Source organism: Brenneria populi, assembly GCF_036016195.1.
In the GTDB taxonomy this organism is placed as follows: domain Bacteria; phylum Pseudomonadota; class Gammaproteobacteria; order Enterobacterales; family Enterobacteriaceae; genus Brenneria; species Brenneria populi.
The window spans coordinates 83,379-101,133 of record NZ_JAYWTM010000024.1 but is presented as its reverse complement, the minus strand read 5'-3'; the positions used below and the strand labels follow the sequence as shown (position 1 = coordinate 101,133).

Sequence of the window (17,755 nt, the reverse complement as noted above, 5' to 3'; positions counted from 1 at the left end):
GGACGACGCCGCCGTCCCGGCGATCGGTTCAAATGTGCGGAACGGATGTTCCGCATCGCGGCTACCGGCCCTGACGGGCAAACGCCAGCGCCGACTGCAGCATGGCTTGGAGATGGGTCTGTAGCGCCTGGGCCTGGCGCGGTTGCCAGCGCCAGGGCGGCGTTTCATCCATATAGCCGCACTGCGCCAGCTCCATCTGCACCGCGTGTACGCCTTGCCCCGGCTGACCATAGTGCCGGGTGATATATCCACCGGTATAGCGTCCGTTCTCTACTTGCGTAAAAGGCGCCGCGGCCTGAGCGATTGCCGCGATACGCTGCTGCAACTCGGGCGCGCAGCTCGCGCCTTTATTGGTGCCGAGATTAAAATCAGGCAAACGCCCGTCAAAAAACTGCGGCAATACTGAACGGATGGAATGGGCGTCCCACAGCACCACGCTCGGGAAGCGGGTTTTCATGCGCAGCAGCTCCTCGGAGAGCTTATCGTGCCAGGGCTGCCAGTAGCGGCGACGACGCGCCTGCACCTCATCGGGAGACGGCGCGGCGCCCGGCAGATAAACCGGTCCGCCGTCAAACCGTGTCTCCGGACACAGCCCGGTGGTGGCCTGTCCCGGATAGAGGCTGGAGCCGTCCGGCGGACGGTTAAGATCGACCACATAGCGTGAATAGGTGGCCTGAAGCCATGACGCGCCCATTTGCCTGGCAAAAGCATAGAGCCGCTCTATATGCCAATCGGTATCGGGCACATCTTGCGCTTCGGGCGTCAGGGCGCCGGCCATCTCGTCGGGCAGCCAGACGCCGGTATGGGGCATGGTGATAAATAGCGGTTCGCTGCCCTGATGAAAAATAAACGGCGCAGGGGTCGTCATGATATTAATCTCCCGGTCAAATTTGTTGCAATAGCTGCCGACGCACATTGACGAACGCCGCCAGCGCCGACGGATGCAGCGGGTGTTGACGATCGACCCGCTGCCGACCGCCGGTCCATACCCGCCTTACCGCCGAGCCGCGCGAGCTGCCGAACAGATGGCCGGCCAGAATGTTGTCCGCGGGTAGCAGCGCCAGCGCGACGTGTTCGTTGTCCAGTTCCACCAGATCGGCGCGCTGACCGGCGGCAAGTCCGGCCACGTTGCGTCCGCTGGCCTGCGCCCCGCCATGCAGCGCCCCAAGATACAGGCTGGCGGCGACATCGCTCTGTTGTTGGTCGGCGCAGACATTGCGCTGGCGGAACTGCAACCGCTGGGAATACTCCAGCATCAACAGTTCTTCAGCGGCGCTGACGGCGACATTGCTGTCGGAACCGATTCCCCAATTGCCGCCATACCGACGCCACAAAGGAAAATCGAACATGCCGTCGCCCAGATTAGCCTCGGTGGTCGGGCACAGTCCGACTACCGCGCCGCTGGCGGCGGCGCGCCGACACTCCGGTTCTGTCATATGGGTGGCATGGATCAGACACCAGCGGCGATCGACCGGCTGGTGTTCCAGCAACCACTCGACGGGCCGCAGACCGCTCCAGGCAACGCAGTCATCCACCTCTTTGCGCTGTTCGGCAACGTGGATATGTATCGGCGCATGCGCATCCATCTGTTCAATGCCGGTCAGCAATTGCGTCAGGACATGGGCGGAGACAGCGCGCAATGAATGCGGTGCGACGCCCAGCCGTACCTCGCCATCGCGCGTCTGCGCCAGCAGCTGTTGCCATAAGCGAAGGAACTGCTCGGTGTCGTTGATAAAACGGCGCTGCTTCGCCTCCGGCGGCTGAGCGCCGAAACCGCTATCCTGATAGCACACCGGCAGCAGCGTCAGCCCGATGCCGGTGCGCGCCGCCGCGTTGATCAGACTGCGGGACAGCGCCGTCGGATCGGCATAGGGTCTACCGTCGGGCTGATGGTGAACATAGTGAAACTCACACACCGAGGTATAACCCGCCTCCAGCATTTCGCTGTACAGCCAGGTGGCGACAATTTCAAGCTGCTCCGGTGAAATCTTCGCCGCAAAGTCATACATCAGGTTGCGCCAGCTCCAGAAGCTGTCCTGCTTCTGCCGCCGGTACTCCGTCAGGCCGCTAAACGCGCGCTGAAAAGCGTGCGAATGCAGGTTGATCATGCCCGGCAGCAGCCAGCCGGCCTGTTCGACGTCGGGCGGGCGGCGACAACCCGAGACAACTTGGAGGATCACGCCCCGATCGTCCCATTCGAGCAATACGTCGCGCTGCCAGCCATCATTAAGCAACGCATGTTGGGCAAAAAGTTGATTCGCTATCATGGTGGTTCGCTACCTGGTGAAGAAAAGAGATCGGTCTCGCGCCTCAGTGCTGGGACAAGACCGACTGAAGAAACCTTTGGGTGCGCTCGCCGCGCGGCGAACCGAAAATCTGCGCCGGCGTTCCGGATTCAATAATGCCGCCGCCGTCCATCACCACCACCCGGTCGGCGACCTCACGCGCAAATCCCATCTCATGGGTGACGACAATCATGGTCATGCCCTCCTGCGCCAGGAGTTTCATGACCTGTAGCACTTCGCCCACCAATTCGGGATCGAGCGCCGAGGTGGGTTCGTCGAACAGCATCACCGTCGGCGACATCGCCAGCGCCCGGGCAATCGCCACCCGCTGCTTCTGTCCGCCCGACAGGCTGCCCGGCATCGCCTGCGCCTTGGCGGACAAACCGACTTTTTCCAGCAGTTGCATCGCCTGCTGGCGAACGGCGGCTTTGCCCATGTCCCGCAGCATCAGCGGCGCCACGCAGATGTTCTCCAGCACCGATAAATGCGGAAACAGGTTGAAGGATTGGAACACCATGCCGACATCTTTGCGTAATTGGTTAAGCTGCGGTTCGGCCAGCATCTTCCCGCCGCTGATCAGCGGCCGCCCGCACAGCGTAATGTCTCCCTCTTCCGGGTGTTCAAGACCGTTGCAGCAGCGCAGGAAAGTGCTCTTTCCCGAACCGCTGGGGCCGATGATCACCACGACCTCGCCGGGGAAAACGTCAAAATCAATGCCGCGCAGCACCGTATTGTCGCCAAAGCGTTTACCAAGATTGCGGATGGTGATCAGCGCGGATGTCTCTACAGATTGCCGGTCGGTCATTACTGCACCCCCTTCATATGATGACGTTTCTCAAAATAACGCAGCGCCACGACGGAAATGCCCGTCAGGATAAAGTACACGCCGGCCACCACCAGATAGGTTTCCAGGTCGCGGTAAGAGTTGCTGATCACCGTCGTGCCGGCCTGCATCACATCCTGAATGGTGATCAAGGAAACCAGCGCCGAGTTCTTTATCAGGGCGATAAATTCATTGCCCAGCGGCGGGATCATACGTACCAGCGCCTGAGGCAGGATGATTTTGTACATAGCCTGTACGCCGGACATCCCCAGCGAGCGCGCCGCTTCGTTCTGACCGCGTTCGATGGAGGTAATCGCTCCCCTGACGATTTCCGAAATATAGGCGCTGGAATAGAGCCCGAGGCCGATCACGCCGCAGAAAAAGGACGGCAGCATCACGCCGAAACGCGGCAGGCCGTAATACCAGATAAACAGTTGCACCAGCAGCGGCGTGCCGCGGATCAAGGTGACATAGGCGCTGGAGAGCGCATACAGTACGCGGCGCTGCGGGTTAAGCCGGGCGATGCCCACCAGAAGACCGAGCGAACACCCCACCAGGAGCGCGCACAGGGTAATTTCGATAGTCACCAGCGTGCCGGCCAGCAGGGCGTCGCTGCTGGCGAATACCGGCGCAAAGTTCAGATCTAGATTCATAAAAAGTATCCTGCGGTACGTGGTGGTTCTGCGGGCGTCATACGCCGCCCGCGGCGGCTAGGCATCAGCGAGTGGGAAACCATTTATCCATCAATTTCTGGTATACGCCGTTGGCCTTGAGCGCCTCGATGGCGCCATCGATATCATCGCGCAGCTGCGGCAGGTCTTTACGCACCGCGATGCCGTACTCTTCGGACGTCAGCTGATCCGGCAGAATCCGTACCCCGCCTTTGGTGCGCGCATATTGGAAGGCGGCCGGCTTGCCGGTCACCGCGGCATCGACGCGGCCGATACTGACCAGGTTGAACATTTGCTGATTTTTCTCCACTTCCACCAGGCGCACCTCCGGCATATTGCCGTGCAGCCATGCCACCGACTTGGTGCCTACCTGAACGCTGGCGCTTTTACCTTTCAGGTCGTCATGGTTTTTGATCGCGGCGTTATCTTCTTTCACCACCACCACCAGCCCGCCGGTCAGATAGGGTTTGGTGAAGTTCACCACCTGAGCCCGTTCCGGCGTGATATAAATGCCCGATACCGCAATATCGGCCCGCTGCGAGGTCAGGCTGGGGATCAATCCTTTGAAATCAACGTTTGTCCACTTCACCGGCCGATTCAACTGCTTGCCGATGGCCTCTACCAGTTCGATATCGAAACCGCTGAACCGGTTATTTTCCATAAACTCCAGCGGTGGGAAAGTCGCATCCGTGACGGCTTTAATCGGTTCTCCCTGTTGCGCAAAAGTCATAGCGGAAACACAGGACAGTCCAATGGCGAACAGGGTGTTTAACAAAGCTCGACGGGTAACAGACATATATTTTTTCCTCTGGTTAAACGACGCGATGGATCCCCGATGGGCCACTGCGTCAAAAATCTTTTAACTGCCGGTGAATACGTTCGACGGCCGCGGCCGTCAGGTCAATCAAATCCGCCTTCTTGCCGGATACCCGCAGCGAAGGCGCCATCAGGCTCAACGCGCCGAGTAACTTACCGTTGGTCGTCAATAACGGGAAACTGACGCCCCAGACACCGGCATCCACCTCACTGTCGCTGTCGGCGTATCCCCGTTCGCGGATCTCATCCAGTTGCCGCGCGACCGCGGCGCGTTGCTCGGGATGAGGAAATTCCAGCGGCAGGAGATGGCGCAGCTCAGCCTCCGGCAGATGCGCCAACAGGCACTTCGCGGTCGCGCCGGCGCGCAGCGGCACGCTGCGCCCCTTCTCGAAAGAACAACGCAGCGACTGCGTCGCCTCAATCATGCTGATGCAGACGGCCTGCCGGTTAACCGCCACGGTGATGGCGACCGTCTCCTGCGATGCGTCGGACAACCGGCGCATATCCTCCTGCGCGCACTGCGTCAGCAAAGCGGTTTCATCAAACCCCATCGCCAATTGCAGGCTCACCGGCCCCGGCGCGTACAGTCCCCCGGTTTCCATAACGAACCCCCAGCGACGCAGGATCGCCAGTTGACGATACAGGGTGCTTTTGGCCAACCCGGTCATTTTCATCAGTTCGGTCGCGCTGGCCGGCCGGCCAAACTGCGCGATAGTTTTCAGGATCATCAGCACCCGCTCCTGCGCGGTGATGATCTCCTCTCCCTGATCGACGGCTTGAGAAACTTTCAGCATGGTGGATCCCCGGTATACGAATCAGTGAAATCAGGTGACGGGCATCACCCTGATATCGCTAAAGCAGAGGTCATGCCATAATTTGGGAAATTAATTCCCATATAATGAGAACATTAATAAATACAATTAATTAAGTTAGATAAAAAATCAAAAAAAGGATCAAAAAACGGAGATGAGTCGTAATGAAAAAAAACTTCCCGCCAGCCGATCGCAGGCGATGGCCTGCAGTTGCACCATATTGATGAACCAAAAGCACCAAAATGGAGCACGGCAGCCAAATCCCGACATAGGCTTTCACTGCCTTTAACCCACAGGCCGCATGCCGGAGGATGCGCCTGGTATGCAACCATAGCCAAATAAGTGGTAAATTTTGCTATATGCCACCTGCGGTTATGTCAGAATTTACCGCGCCAGGTTCCACACCAAGGGAGAATCCCGCTTAATGAGTATCCAGCAGGCCATCGCCGACAGTTATCCGCTATTAACGCCCGAACTGCAGAGAGCGGCGCAATTCACGTTGCAACACGCCAATGAATTGGTGGTGCTCTCGATGCGCGCGTTCGCCAGACAGGCGGGGGTACAGCCCGCCACCTTGCTGCGCCTGGCGAAAAAGCTGGGCTTCGCCGGCTGGAACGAACTGAAAAACGCCTTCATCGCCGATATGGGGCTCGGCAACGAACCCTACGGCAAGAAAGCGCAAAAGCTGATTGGCCAGCGCGAGGATAACGCGCTGTATGAGGCGATGTTTAAATCCCATCTCGCCAATCTCGCCCATACCGAATCCGTCAACGCCGAGCTGATGAAAAAAGCGGTGTCCATCCTGGATAAGGCCGGGAACGTTTATATTTGCGGCTTTCGGGCCAGCTTCCCCATCGCTTATTCGCTCTACTACATCTACCGCCTGTTCAAAAAAAATGTGTTTCTGATCGATGGGCAGGCCAGCAATATCGAAATGTTTACCCGCGATCTAGAGCCGGAAGACGCCATGCTGGTCATCGGCTTCGCGCCCTATTCGAAAGAGACCGTCATGGTGTTCAACGCCGCCAGGCGGGCGGGCTGCCAAACGGTATCCATTACCGACGCGCTGATCTCCCCCCTGGCGCTGGAGGCGGACGCCCCGCTCCTTTTTCATACCGACAGCCCCTCCTTCTTCCCTTCCATCATTTCCGGCGTGGGCATCAGCGAATGTTTATTGGCGATGCTGGTGGCGAAACACGGACAGCAGGCGGTGAAAGGCATCGAGAACGCGGAGAGCCATCTGATCGATACCGGCGCTTATATCATGCCGGGCAAACGCCAATAGCCTTTTACGCCCGCCCGTCGCCATAACCGGCGCATGCTGAACCGCCCGGCGCAGCGGCCGCGGATCGCCGGCCGCCGCAAATGATACAAACGAATTAATTTTATATTGACTGGAAACAATTGAATCATGCAAGATGAACCCACGGCATTCCCCAACGAAATTCGAGGTTTCACAACGCCATGAGCCATATTATTCATCGTTCTCTTCTCGCCACGCCGATCGCGGCGGCCTCCGCCCAAGGCGCCTATATCACGGATATCAACGGAAAACGTTATCTGGATGCCTGCGGCGGCGCGGCGGTATCCTGCCTGGGCCACGCGCACCCGGATGTGCTGGCGGCGATGCACCGGCAAATCGATAAGCTGGCCTACGCCCACACCAGTTTTTTTACCAGCGAGGCCGCCGAACAATTGGCGGACAACCTGATCGCCAACGCCCCGGGCGCGCTGAATCACGCCTATTTTGTTTCGGGCGGGTCGGAAGCGGTGGAAACGGCGCTCAAAATGGCCAGACAGTATTTTGTCGAGATCGGCCAGCCGGAACGCACCCTGTTTATCGCCAGAAAACAGAGCTATCACGGCAACACCCTGGGCGCGCTGGCCGTCGGCGGCAACGAATGGCGCCGTAAGAAGTTCGCCCCTTTGCTGATGGATGTGGCGCGCGTTTCCGCCTGCAACGAGTACCGCGACAAAGGCGCGCAGGAAACCCAGGCGCAGTACACCGCAAGATTGCTGCAAGAGCTTGAAGACGTCATCATCGAAAACGGCCCGGAAAAAATCATCGCTTTTTGCGCCGAAACCGTAGTCGGCGCGACGACCGGCGCCACGCCGCCGACCCCCGGCTATTTCTCCGGCGTGCGTAAAATTTGCGATAAGTACGGCATTCTTTATATCGCGGATGAGGTGATGTGCGGTATGGGGCGCACCGGCACGCTCTATGCGTTTGAACAGGATAACGCCGTACCGGATCTCGTCACCATCGCCAAAGGTCTCGGCGGCGGTTATCAGCCCATCGGCGCGGTGCTGACGACAAGCAAAATCGTCGATGCCATCAAGAGCGGCAGCGGTATGTTTCAGCACGGGCACACCTATATTTGCCACCCAACCGCCGCCGCCGCCGCGCTTGCGGTGCAGCAGGTTATCCAACGCGACAATTTATTGGCGGATGTCAGAGCCCGCGGCCAATACCTGCAGGCTCATCTGCGCGAAGCCCTGGGCGGGTTCGATCACGTCGGCGATATTCGCGGCCGCGGATTATTCGTCGGGATCGAACTGGTCAAAGACCGCGCGACGAAAGAAACCTTCGATCCGGCCGATAAACTCCACGCCGCGCTTAAACGCAACTGCATGGCGCAAGGGCTGTTGGTCTACCCGATGGGCGGAACCGTCGACGGCCAATATGGCGATCATATTTTAATCGCGCCGCCGTTTATCATTAGCGAAAGTCAGTTGGATTTCGTGGTGGAAACCTTAGCCGCCGTTATCCGCGAAGAGACCGGACGGATAGGAGCGAAATAAGATGGCGCAAATAAACCGCATGCCGGCCATTGATTCAACGCGTTGGGACGCCGAACAAAAAAAATTGGCCGAGGAAATTATTAACGGGCCGCGCGGCGCGTTGTTACCCCCTTTCGAACCCCTATTACGCAGCCCGGAACTGATGAGCCATGCGCAAAAAATGGGCGAATACCTTCGTTATCGCAGCGCGATAGGACCGCGCCTTTCCGAACTGGCCATTCTCATTACCGCCAGAAATTGGTCGCAAGAAGTAGAATGGGCTATTCATGCGCCGATAGCGGAGCGGCAGGGAATTTCCAAACAGGCGATTATTCGGATAAATAATAATCAAACGCCCGCATTTGATTTAGAAGATGAAAAAGTGGTTTATGCATTTTGCCAAGAGATTCATGAGAAAAAAATCGTCAGCGACGACACCTGGAATAAAGCGATAACGTTATTTGGCGAACGTGGCGTAATTGACCTTATCGGTATTAATGGTTATTACACCTTTTTGTCGATGATTATGAACGCATCGCAAACGCCGGCGCCGGAAACAACGCATTCACTATTAAAATAAAAATAATAAGCGCCATCACTAAATGGCCAAAAATAGTGCATAAATATAATACACGCCAGGGAATTCATTATTTTAGTGCAACCGATGTATCATTTTGGTGATGCGATAAAACCGACGAAACGCGGCCGTTCCCGGAATGAAAGAAAAAACATAAATTACTTTATAATCAACATGATACATCTCGTTTTTGCGATTAAAAATACCAAAGATAGTTCATCTTGGCATACCTTTTGCTTTATCTATATTAGTACGCAAGTTACCGTTTTCTTACAATGAGGTATTACTATGAACTTTTTCAGCAAATCACTACTCGTTTCCGGCGCGATTCTGATGAGCAGCTTCGCTATTTCCGCACAGGCGCAAGACAAATTGCTGGTTGGCGTTGACACCGCCTTTGTGCCGTTCGAGTTCAAACAGAATGATAAATACGTGGGCTTTGATATCGATCTTTGGGATGCCATCGCACAAAAAATAGGCGTGAGCTATGAGTTAAGGCCGATGGATTTCGGTGGTTTAATCCCCGGGCTGCAATCAAGAAATCTGGATCTCGCCATGGCCGGCATTACCATTACTCCGGCGCGTAAACAGGTGGTGGATTTCAGCGACGGCTATTACGATGCCGATCTGCTTATCGCCGTTAAATCCAATGACGATTCAATCACCAAGTTCAATGATTTAGCCGGAAAAAAAGTAGGATTGAAACAGGGAACCGCCGCGGCGAATTATATGAAAGCCAACGTAAAAGCGAATTATGTCGAGTTCCCGAATATCGACAATGCCTATCTGGATCTACAAGCGGGTAATATTCAGGCCGTTGTGCACGACAGTCCTAACGTGCTTTATTATGTAAAAACCGCGGGCAACGGAAAAGTCAAATCGACCGGTGAAACCGACAGTATGCTGCCGCAGCAATATGGTTTCGCTTTACAGAAAAACAGTAAATATACCGCAGAAGTCAATAAAGCCCTGGCTGAATTAAAACAAGACGGAACTTATAATAAAATTTATATAAAATGGTTTGATAAAGCGCCGAGATAATCATTGATTCAGACCGGAGTATTCTCCGGTCAATATTAAGCTGTTGAATTGAGAATAAAGTATGAATTTTGAATTTAAATACGTATGGGAAGCCATTCCCATACTGCTGCAAGGGCTGGAATTAACCTTATTTATCTCCGTTATCGGGTTAATCGGCGGTTTTATCATTGGGTTAATCGCCGGCGTCTGCCGGGCGCTGGGCGGCAAAATAGCGAAAGCCATCTCACTGTTTTTCGTTGAGATTATTCGCGGAACGCCCATTATGGTTCAGGTTATGTTCATCTATTTCGCGCTGCCGATGATCCTGCCCGTCCGTATCGACCCGATCACCGCGGCGGTGGCGACCATTATGATTAATTCCGGCGCATATATCGCGGAAATTACCCGCGGCGCCATCCTGTCCATTAATAAAGGATTTCGCGAAGCCAGCCTGGCGATGGGGCTGTCGCAGCGCGATACCCTGATTCACGTCATTATGCCGCTCGCATTGCGCCGAATGATTCCGGCGCTGGGCAATCAATGGATTATCAGCATAAAAGATACCTCTCTGTTTATCGTCATCGGCGTGGCGGAATTAACCAGGCAGGGCCAGGAGATTATCGCCGGGAATTTCCGCGCGCTGGAAGTCTGGACCGCCGTCGCCGTGCTTTATCTGCTGGTCACGATATGCCTGAGTATTGTTCTTAAAAGGTTGGAAAAAAGGATGCATATACTATGAGTATTGTTGAATTCCAAAAGGTGTCGAAAAATTTCGGCGATACCCAAGTGTTGCATGATATCAACCTGAAAATCGAAAAAGGCGAAGTCGTCGTGATCATCGGCCCTTCCGGCTCGGGCAAATCGACGCTGCTGCGCTGTATCAATAAGCTGGAGGAGATCTCGTCGGGGGCGCTGCTGGTCGCCGGAATGCATATTACCGACGAACACGTCAATGAATGCGCTATTCGCCGCGAAGCGGGCATGGTGTTTCAGCAGTTCCATCTGTTTCCGCACCTGACGGCGCTGGAGAATGTTATGTTCGGCCCGATACGCGTGCGTAAAAGCAGTAAAAAAGAGGCCGAGGCTCTGGCTCAACAGCTATTGGCCAAGGTCGGTCTGGCGGAGCGCGCGAACCACTACCCTTCCGAACTGTCCGGCGGCCAGCAGCAGCGGGTGGCCATCGCCCGGGCGCTGGCGGTAAAACCGCAGATGATGCTATTCGACGAACCGACCTCCGCGCTGGATCCGGAACTCCGCCATGAAGTGCTTAAGGTGATGCAGTCGCTGGCGGAAGAGGGAATGACCATGGTTATCGTCACCCATGAAATCGACTTCGCGCGCAAGGTGGCCTCGCGCCTGATCTTTATCGACAACGGCACCATCGCCGAAGACGGGACGCCGGAAGAGCTGCTGACCGCCTCCAAAAGCGAACGCCTGAAAACGTTTCTGCAACACGTATCATAACTGCGGGCAACGCCCCTGTAGGTAAGAGAACACCATGAAGAGTATGACTATCGCCGGCGATCGCTACCAGGTCGGTTATCAATTGGGCGTGCTGGGGCGCCGGGCCTATGAGGAGAAGGTGCGGGCCACCGGCCTGTGGCAAAAAATCGCCGCGCTGCGGCAGTCGCCTCAGGCGTTAAGCATGCAGGCGATGACGCGCGACCGTTTTCCCGAATGCTGGCAAGAGTTGGCGGGGCTGGCGGCCGGCCTTGAGCGTTCGCTCGATGAGGTCTTCGCCTGGAACTGCCGCGGGGACCTGCTCCCCTCCACGTCCGACGGCTGCAGCACGGTGATGGGCAGAACGGCGAAGCGCGAGCCGATCGTCGCCCACAATGAAGACGGATTCCCGCAGCTTAGGGAGGATTGCGCCATCGTCGCTATTCGGCCCGAGCGCGGACGCGCGTTTACCAGCTTCTACTACCCCGGTTCGATCTGCGGCCACACCTTCGCCGTTAACGAGCGGGGATTAGTGATGACGATCAACAACATTCGCGCGCAGACACGGCCCGTCGGCTATCCACGGCAGATTCTCGCCAGGGCCGCGCTGGATGCGGATACGCTTGACGATGCGCTCGCTATTCTGACGCAGGAGAAACGCGCCGGCGCCTTCCATCATACGCTGGCGCAGTGCGGCGATCCGCGCTTGATCAGCCTGGAAGCGACCGGTTCGGGCTTCGCCATACGCGAAGTCGCCGGGACGCACGGCCATGCCAACCACCTGATAGAGCCGGAGATAAACGCGCAGGAGCAAATCATCACCGCCAGCTCCGCCAGCCGCCAGCAGCGGCTGAACGCCTGGCTGCATCAACGCGCCGACGCGCCGCTCGAATCGTCTGAAGCGTTGGCGATATTAAGCGACCGCCAGAACGCGGCGCTGCCTATTTTTCGTCAGGACCCGGCCGACCCGGATGAGGAAAACACGCTGGCGACCGCCACTTTCGTGCTTTCTTCCCAGGCGGTTGAATGGCGCGTTTATACCCTGGATCGCCATAACGCGGCGCTGAGCGGCGCGGTTCGCCGCTGAACGCGCCCGCCGTTCCTGACGCGTTCGCGCCGGCGGGTTAGAACAGATATTTAAATCTTACCCGCAGGCCGTAGCGCTCATCATCACCGCCATTAACCAGCTGGTTGCCGCTCTCTTTACGCAGCCATGAGGTATAGGCGCCGAGGTACAGGTTGAAATTTCGCATATCGAAAACATCGGGGATCAGATAAGAGGCGTGCAGCGTATGGATATCGTACTTGCCGGGGTTGGTCAGCGGCCCGTCGAGCCCGCTGTCCACGGTGCTATTAAGGTTAAACGCCTGAAGATCGTTGTGCGCGAAAATATAACCCAGCTCGAAACGGCGCCACAATCCGTTCACGCCGATGGTCAAATCCTGTTCATCGCTGGCATCCAGATATGCGCTATTCAGGTTGATTTGCAGGCCGTTTTCCGGATCCTTCGCCAAGCTATTCCAGCCGAAAGTCGCGCCGTAGCCGGTACGGCGCGACTGATCCCGCCACGCCCCGCTGCCGTCGCTATAGCCGTAGGCATTACGTACCACATTGGTTTCCACGGCGACGGCGGCAGATAGGTTTTCGCCCTTCCAGGCGGCGACGGGACGCACATAAATAACGTTTTTCTTATTCTCCAGCGCATTGCCGTGATACTCGCCGTCGGCATACAGCGAGGTGCCGTCCTCAAACAGCGTGTTGACCTCTAGATACCAGTCGCCCAGCGATTTGCTCAGCATGATATTGCCGCCGTCGCTGCTGCGCCCGCGTCCCTCTTTCATCATATAGATATAGCCGTAACCGTCGGCGTAGAGATCGTTGGCGGTATTACCGGAATACTCGATGAAGGTGTCCTGATTCAGCGGGTACATGTCGTAAGCCTCGAAACGGCCTATTTTCGCCTGCCAGTCGTTCTCTTTGCCGAAGAAAAACGCCGCATCGTCAAGCCCCATCGACCCGTTCATATTCGCCAGCGGCTGAACGCGGAACCCGGCAAAATCGCCGTTGTCCTGGCGGCGATAGCCGTCCAGGCCTATCAGGATCCGGCCGTTGACGTCCCAGCGTTCGGAGGCGCCCGGTTTCCAGTTTTTATTATCGGCGCTGGTTTTTACCGACGTCAGTTGGCCGGAGTTGCTGGCCGCATCGGCGTTGAATTCCACGTCGCCATACAGTTTCAAATCGCCGAAACCGTTTAAGGTTAAGGTCGGCGTCGTGGCTTGCCGCGCGTCGGCGGGGACGGACGGCGGATTTTCCGCCGCCGGCGCGCGGGCGACCACGGCGACGGGTTGCGCGGCCGCCGCCGCTCCCTGCGGCTGCACGGCCAGGCTGCGCTTCAACTGCCGGACTTCGCTTTCGGCGTTCGCCGCGCGCTGCTCCGCAATTTTCACCCGCCGCTCCAGCAGCGCGAAACGCTCTTCGACGCTGAGCGCCTGCGCCCAAACAGAGGTAGACCCCATCAGCAGGCTAATGCCGATGGTCAAGGTAGCCAGTTTCATTTTCAAGTAACCTTTATTTATTATTCGCCGGATCGTTGTATATTTTTACTGTACGACGGCGTTTGCCGGTCTTTTTACCGCGCCAGATAATGTAAACGCCGAGATTATGGTGAACGTCAGCGCGATACATCCCAACACCAAATAGGTATCGTTAAAGCCGATACGGTCATATAAATTGCCGGCCATGGAAGATAAAAATATCGACATTAATTGTTTTGAAAACTGAAAGCCGACCAAATAAATCGTTGCCGAAAGTCGGGCATCGAAAGTATTGGATATATATTTAAAAATACCGACCAGCAAGAAAGGCACTTCAAACGCATGCAGCATTTTGAGGATCACCACTTCCACGATCGAGGTGGCGAAAGCGGAGCCGAAAATACGAATCGACATAATGGTGCCGGCCAGCAGCAATGAGTTTTTCGCCCCGATACGATTAATAATCCACGGCGTTAAAAACATCACCAGCGCGTTAGCCGCTTCGCCGGCGGTGGTGACGAAACCGAAGACCCGATTGCCCTGCTCCGCCGTTGCAAAGAACGATTTAAAAAAGTTGGCGAACTGCTGGTCGAAAACATCGTAGATACAGGCCACGCCTAATACATACAGCACCATCAGCCAGAATTTACGCAGTTTAAATAAATTAACCACCAAATTCATACTAAACTGCGGCGCGTTGGCGCCCAGCGCATTCATCACCTTAACCGTCTGATTATTAGTGGTTTTAGCCATAAACAGCAGCACCGCCAGGATAACGGCGGCGCCGGACCCCATCCAGAAGACGATATCCGGATTCACGCTGAATAATATACCGGCGGTCGAGGCGCAGATCCCCCAGCCAAAACAGCCGAACATCCGCGCCTTGCCGTATTCAAAATCGCTTTGACGACTAATACGCTCGACATACGCTTCAATAGCGCCGGCGCCGGAGTTAAACACAAAACCGATATATAGCCCGCCCAATAAGGCGCCTAAGACAATATTCGCCTGCAGCGTCGGCGCGAACACAAAGAGAAAAAATGGGGCAAAAAATAACAAAAGCACGGTAATCACCCACAGCAAATGCTTTTTTATGCCCAATTTATCCGATAAGATGCCGAGAATAGGTTGAAATATAATGGCGAATAACGACAGACTGGAGAACACAATCCCGGTTTCCGTCTTATTTAAGCCGATTACCTCATGCAGCCAAATCGGAAGAAAGGGGAAACAGGTGGCCATGATAAAAAAATAGAGGAAAAAAAACGATCCGAATATCCAAAAGTTTCGATTATTAATGTAATAGCACGATGTGGTATCCATTTTAATATTCCATATTTAAATACGACATAAAACATCAATGCCGGCAGGAAATAATATTTATTTCCCGCGCATTGGTTGGTACTTATCTATACCCTCACTCATGCAGGCCCGCGGGGACGGATCCACAAGAGCGAATCGCGCGGCACCGCCGCGACGAATTCGTCGGAAATGAACTCGACCAGCCTGCGGCGAGAAACGAAACGTCGCTTATTCCTCCCCGCCGCTTGCCGAAGTCGAACGACCGCGGCGAGCGGCGACTCTGCCGGAAGCGGATTTGAACGCCGCCTGCGGCGGCCCGCAGGAGCGCGGAGTAAAACCAGCGCGCATGCGGCCTGAAATATGACGGGTATGCCGCGATTAAACCCGCGTCAGCTCAATCAGCAGCGCCGTTTCGGGCACGATGACCGGCAGCGCCAGCCCGGCCTGCATCAGCCAGTCGCCGCTGGCTTCAATCGGCTCAATCAGCCACGGCGGCAGCTCGCGCATCGTGCCGCCGCCGTCGCGCACGGTTTTAATCTCCTGGCTGTCCAGCAGTTTCACCTGATAACGCGCCTCCGCATCCAACCCCGGGAAACGCAGCTGGCCGGGCAGGGTATAATCCGGCATTTTCAGCTGCGCCATCAGGAATACCGCCCGGCTCCGATCCTGACTGACCACGCCGCTGACCTGCACCGCGTCATCCGGCATATCCACGCGCCAAACCGTGCCGGTATGCAACAGCGGACGCAGCTTCTTATGCAGGCTGATATAACGCCTGTAGCCCGACTTTTCTTCGGCATCCGCCTTTACCGGATCCAGCTCAATCCCCATATGGCCGAACAGTGCGGTTAAGCCGCGGAATTCGATGGTGTGCTTACGGTGCGTGGCGTGGCAGCGGTAATGGCCGATATGCTGGCCCATCACCTCCGGTGGGAAGAAATAACTCATGCCGCGCTGAATCGCCTGACGCTCCAATGCGTCGTTGTTATCGGAAGTCCAGAAGCGGTGCGTACGCTGCAATACGCCGTAATCAATGCGTCCGCCGCCGGAGGCGCAGGATTCGAATTCAATCTGCGGGAAGCGCTTACGCAGTTCGTCGATCAGGCGATAGAACCGGCGGGTTTGCGCATCCGCCGCCAGTTTGCCCTCGTGACCCGGCTGCACCAGCTCGCGGTTCATATCCCATTTCACGTAGTCGATGGGATGATTGCCGAACAGCCAGACCAGGCGTTCCAGCAGGTAGTCGAACGCCGCCGGGTTGCACAGATCCAACACATACTGATAACGACCGGTTGGCTGCCGATATCCCGGCAGCTGCAACACCCAGTCCGGGTGGGCGCGGAAGAGATCGGAATCGGGGTTGATCATCTCCGGTTCGACCCAGATGCCGAACTCCATGCCCAGCTTCTTCACGTGGTCAATCACCGGCATTAAGCCGTTCGGATATTTTTTCTCATCCAGATACCAGTCGCCCAGCCCGGCCCGATCGTGATCGCGCCCGCGGAACCAGCCGTCATCGATAATAAAGCGTTCCACGCCCAGCTCGGCCGCCTGCGTCGCCATCTGCATGATGTAGTCGGGATCGTGGTCGAAATAGATCCCTTCCCAGGTATTCAGATGAACGGGACGCGCCTTATCGGCCGGGAAACGGATGACTTCCTGACGCAGAAAGCGGTGATACTGCTGGCTCATACTGTTCAGACCGGCCGCCCCGCAGGTCGCGTAAACCCACGGCGTCGAGAACGATTCCTCCTGCGCCAGAGTTATTTCGCCCGGCAGGTATAGCGCCTCGGCCTGCACCACGCGGCGTCCTTCCGTTTTCACGTCGGCGCGCAGGCGGTGGTTGCCGCTCCATCCCAGATGCACTCCCCATACGGTGCCGTTCTGTTCGTTGAAACCGCTTTCTCCCAAGACCATCGCCGGAAAATATTCGTGCGAGGTTCTGCCGCGGCGGCTCTCCTGTAGATAACCGCCATGTTTCAACTGCACGCGATGCGGCTGAAACTCCCGCAGCCAGCGGCCGTGAAAAGCCATCACTTCCTCGGCGCGCTCCGGCAGCGGCAGAGTGACGGCCAGCCGCTCCAGTTGCCACGCCTCGTGATATAAGTTGGTTAGCGTATGCCGCATCCGCAACACGCCCGTCTCCGGGTGCAGACGCAGTTCGCTGGTGAGCCTCAGCCTGGCGATTGGATCTTCGCCGACCACCGTAAGCGAATGCGCGTCGGCGCTATAGCTCTGGGTCGTGAAGATAGGCGCGGCATGGTAGCCGGCATGGTGCCCCTCTATTCCCGGCGCGCCGAACTGCCCGCGCCCGTACTCCATGGCGAAAGTCAATGGCGTATCGACATCCAGCCGACCATTCGCCACCGGACGCTGTATCGTCGCCACGTCCTGAGAAGTGAAGCGCCGCAGTTTCGGCCCCCAGTATAAAATTTCCGCATTAGGCGCACAGCGCACAATGACGTCCGACGTATCGCTGGTTAAACGGACTATTTCACTACTCATCATTACACTCCATCGCTGTAACTTGATGAGACATACTTGATCCGAAACGTTTAGATGAACAACCGAAACGATTAGATTTTGTGATTAGGGTAGAAAAAATAGCGATTTTCCATAGCCAGGAGCGATACGCGAAAATGCCGTCGCGGATGGTCACCGCCGCCGCGCGCGAACGGTTCCGTTTATGGCCGG

16 protein-coding genes are annotated in these 17,755 nt (G+C 56.4%); 7 read left to right on the top strand and 9 right to left on the bottom strand.

The genetic code is table 11. The annotated features are described in order from the left end of the window. Window positions 1-61: 61 nt before the first annotated feature. The 6 genes from hutG to VSX58_RS18495 form a co-directional block, all read right to left on the bottom strand. Window positions 62-868 (bottom strand): N-formylglutamate deformylase, encoded by an 807-nt coding sequence (hutG, locus tag VSX58_RS18520; RefSeq protein WP_327619381.1) that lies wholly within the window; start codon window positions 866-868, stop codon window positions 62-64. 16 nt (window positions 869-884) lie between these two features. Continuing rightward, window positions 885-2,267, bottom strand: coding sequence for a formimidoylglutamate deiminase (locus VSX58_RS18515; RefSeq protein ID WP_327619380.1), 1,383 nt, complete (start codon window positions 2,265-2,267; stop codon window positions 885-887). Between the two features lie 43 nt (window positions 2,268-2,310). Further along, on the bottom strand, window positions 2,311-3,057 hold the full coding sequence (locus tag VSX58_RS18510) for an amino acid ABC transporter ATP-binding protein (protein WP_327619435.1): 747 nt from the start codon (window positions 3,055-3,057) through the stop codon (window positions 2,311-2,313). A gap of 32 nt (window positions 3,058-3,089) precedes the next feature. Next, window positions 3,090-3,761: an amino acid ABC transporter permease gene (locus VSX58_RS18505; RefSeq protein ID WP_327619379.1), complete on the bottom strand. Its 672-nt coding sequence runs from the start codon at window positions 3,759-3,761 to the stop codon at window positions 3,090-3,092. Window positions 3,762-3,825: 64 nt separating this feature from the next. Then, on the bottom strand, window positions 3,826-4,575 hold the full coding sequence (locus VSX58_RS18500) for a transporter substrate-binding domain-containing protein (RefSeq protein ID WP_327619378.1): 750 nt from the start codon (window positions 4,573-4,575) through the stop codon (window positions 3,826-3,828). A 52-nt stretch (window positions 4,576-4,627) separates the two neighbouring features. Continuing rightward, window positions 4,628-5,389: an IclR family transcriptional regulator gene (locus tag VSX58_RS18495; RefSeq protein ID WP_327619377.1), complete on the bottom strand. Its 762-nt coding sequence runs from the start codon at window positions 5,387-5,389 to the stop codon at window positions 4,628-4,630. Window positions 5,390-5,831: 442 nt separating this feature from the next. Here VSX58_RS18495 and VSX58_RS18490 point away from each other — a divergent pair, with 442 nt between their 5' ends. From VSX58_RS18490 to VSX58_RS18460, 7 genes are all read left to right on the top strand, one after another. Continuing rightward, window positions 5,832-6,692 carry a MurR/RpiR family transcriptional regulator gene (locus VSX58_RS18490; protein WP_327619376.1) on the top strand — a complete coding sequence of 287 codons (861 nt, stop codon included), beginning with the start codon at window positions 5,832-5,834 and terminating at the stop codon, window positions 6,690-6,692. A 179-nt stretch (window positions 6,693-6,871) separates the two neighbouring features. Next, window positions 6,872-8,209, top strand: a complete 1,338-nt coding sequence (locus tag VSX58_RS18485; protein WP_327619375.1) for an aspartate aminotransferase family protein — start codon at window positions 6,872-6,874, stop codon at window positions 8,207-8,209. A 10-nt stretch (window positions 8,210-8,219) separates the two neighbouring features. After that, entirely contained in the window at window positions 8,220-8,768 is a 549-nt protein-coding gene (locus VSX58_RS18480; RefSeq protein WP_407654893.1) for a carboxymuconolactone decarboxylase family protein, read from the top strand. 285 nt (window positions 8,769-9,053) lie between these two features. Beyond that, window positions 9,054-9,806, top strand: a complete 753-nt coding sequence (glnH, locus tag VSX58_RS18475) for a glutamine ABC transporter substrate-binding protein GlnH (RefSeq protein WP_327615401.1) — start codon at window positions 9,054-9,056, stop codon at window positions 9,804-9,806. A 61-nt stretch (window positions 9,807-9,867) separates the two neighbouring features. Next, window positions 9,868-10,524 (top strand): glutamine ABC transporter permease GlnP, encoded by a 657-nt coding sequence (gene glnP / locus VSX58_RS18470; RefSeq protein ID WP_327615402.1) that lies wholly within the window; start codon window positions 9,868-9,870, stop codon window positions 10,522-10,524. A 2-nt stretch (window positions 10,525-10,526) separates the two neighbouring features. Further along, entirely contained in the window at window positions 10,527-11,249 is a 723-nt protein-coding gene (glnQ, locus tag VSX58_RS18465) for a glutamine ABC transporter ATP-binding protein GlnQ (protein WP_327619434.1), read from the top strand. Window positions 11,250-11,283: 34 nt separating this feature from the next. Next, complete coding sequence (locus VSX58_RS18460) at window positions 11,284-12,312, top strand: C45 family peptidase (RefSeq protein WP_327619373.1); 1,029 nt, start codon at window positions 11,284-11,286, stop codon at window positions 12,310-12,312. Window positions 12,313-12,349: 37 nt separating this feature from the next. Here VSX58_RS18460 and VSX58_RS18455 read toward each other — a convergent pair whose 3' ends face one another. The 3 genes from VSX58_RS18455 to VSX58_RS18445 all read right to left on the bottom strand — a co-directional run bounded on the left by VSX58_RS18455 (window position 12,350) and on the right by VSX58_RS18445 (window position 17,566). Further along, a complete protein-coding gene (locus VSX58_RS18455; protein ID WP_407654891.1) occupies window positions 12,350-13,780 on the bottom strand; it encodes a carbohydrate porin in 1,431 nt (476 codons plus the stop codon). Between the two features lie 45 nt (window positions 13,781-13,825). Then, on the bottom strand, window positions 13,826-15,082 hold the full coding sequence (locus VSX58_RS18450) for an MFS transporter (protein WP_327619372.1): 1,257 nt from the start codon (window positions 15,080-15,082) through the stop codon (window positions 13,826-13,828). Window positions 15,083-15,439: 357 nt separating this feature from the next. Beyond that, complete coding sequence (locus VSX58_RS18445; protein WP_327619432.1) at window positions 15,440-17,566, bottom strand: alpha-galactosidase; 2,127 nt, start codon at window positions 17,564-17,566, stop codon at window positions 15,440-15,442. Window positions 17,567-17,755: the final 189 nt, after the last annotated feature.

Coding starts and splice junctions, on each gene's coding strand:
- hutG (WP_327619381.1), bottom strand. CDS start 868: ATGACGACCCCTGCGCCGTTTATTTTTCATCAGGGCAGCGAACCGCTA.
- VSX58_RS18515 (WP_327619380.1), bottom strand. CDS start 2,267: ATGATAGCGAATCAACTTTTTGCCCAACATGCGTTGCTTAATGATGGC.
- VSX58_RS18505 (WP_327619379.1), bottom strand. CDS start 3,761: ATGAATCTAGATCTGAACTTTGCGCCGGTATTCGCCAGCAGCGACGCC.
- VSX58_RS18500 (WP_327619378.1), bottom strand. CDS start 4,575: ATGTCTGTTACCCGTCGAGCTTTGTTAAACACCCTGTTCGCCATTGGA.
- VSX58_RS18495 (WP_327619377.1), bottom strand. CDS start 5,389: ATGCTGAAAGTTTCTCAAGCCGTCGATCAGGGAGAGGAGATCATCACC.
- VSX58_RS18490 (WP_327619376.1), top strand. CDS start 5,832: ATGAGTATCCAGCAGGCCATCGCCGACAGTTATCCGCTATTAACGCCC.
- VSX58_RS18485 (WP_327619375.1), top strand. CDS start 6,872: ATGAGCCATATTATTCATCGTTCTCTTCTCGCCACGCCGATCGCGGCG.
- glnH (WP_327615401.1), top strand. CDS start 9,054: ATGAACTTTTTCAGCAAATCACTACTCGTTTCCGGCGCGATTCTGATG.
- glnP (WP_327615402.1), top strand. CDS start 9,868: ATGAATTTTGAATTTAAATACGTATGGGAAGCCATTCCCATACTGCTG.
- VSX58_RS18460 (WP_327619373.1), top strand. CDS start 11,284: ATGAAGAGTATGACTATCGCCGGCGATCGCTACCAGGTCGGTTATCAA.
- VSX58_RS18455 (WP_407654891.1), bottom strand. CDS start 13,780: ATGAAACTGGCTACCTTGACCATCGGCATTAGCCTGCTGATGGGGTCT.
- VSX58_RS18450 (WP_327619372.1), bottom strand. CDS start 15,082: ATGGATACCACATCGTGCTATTACATTAATAATCGAAACTTTTGGATA.
- VSX58_RS18445 (WP_327619432.1), bottom strand. CDS start 17,566: ATGAGTAGTGAAATAGTCCGTTTAACCAGCGATACGTCGGACGTCATT.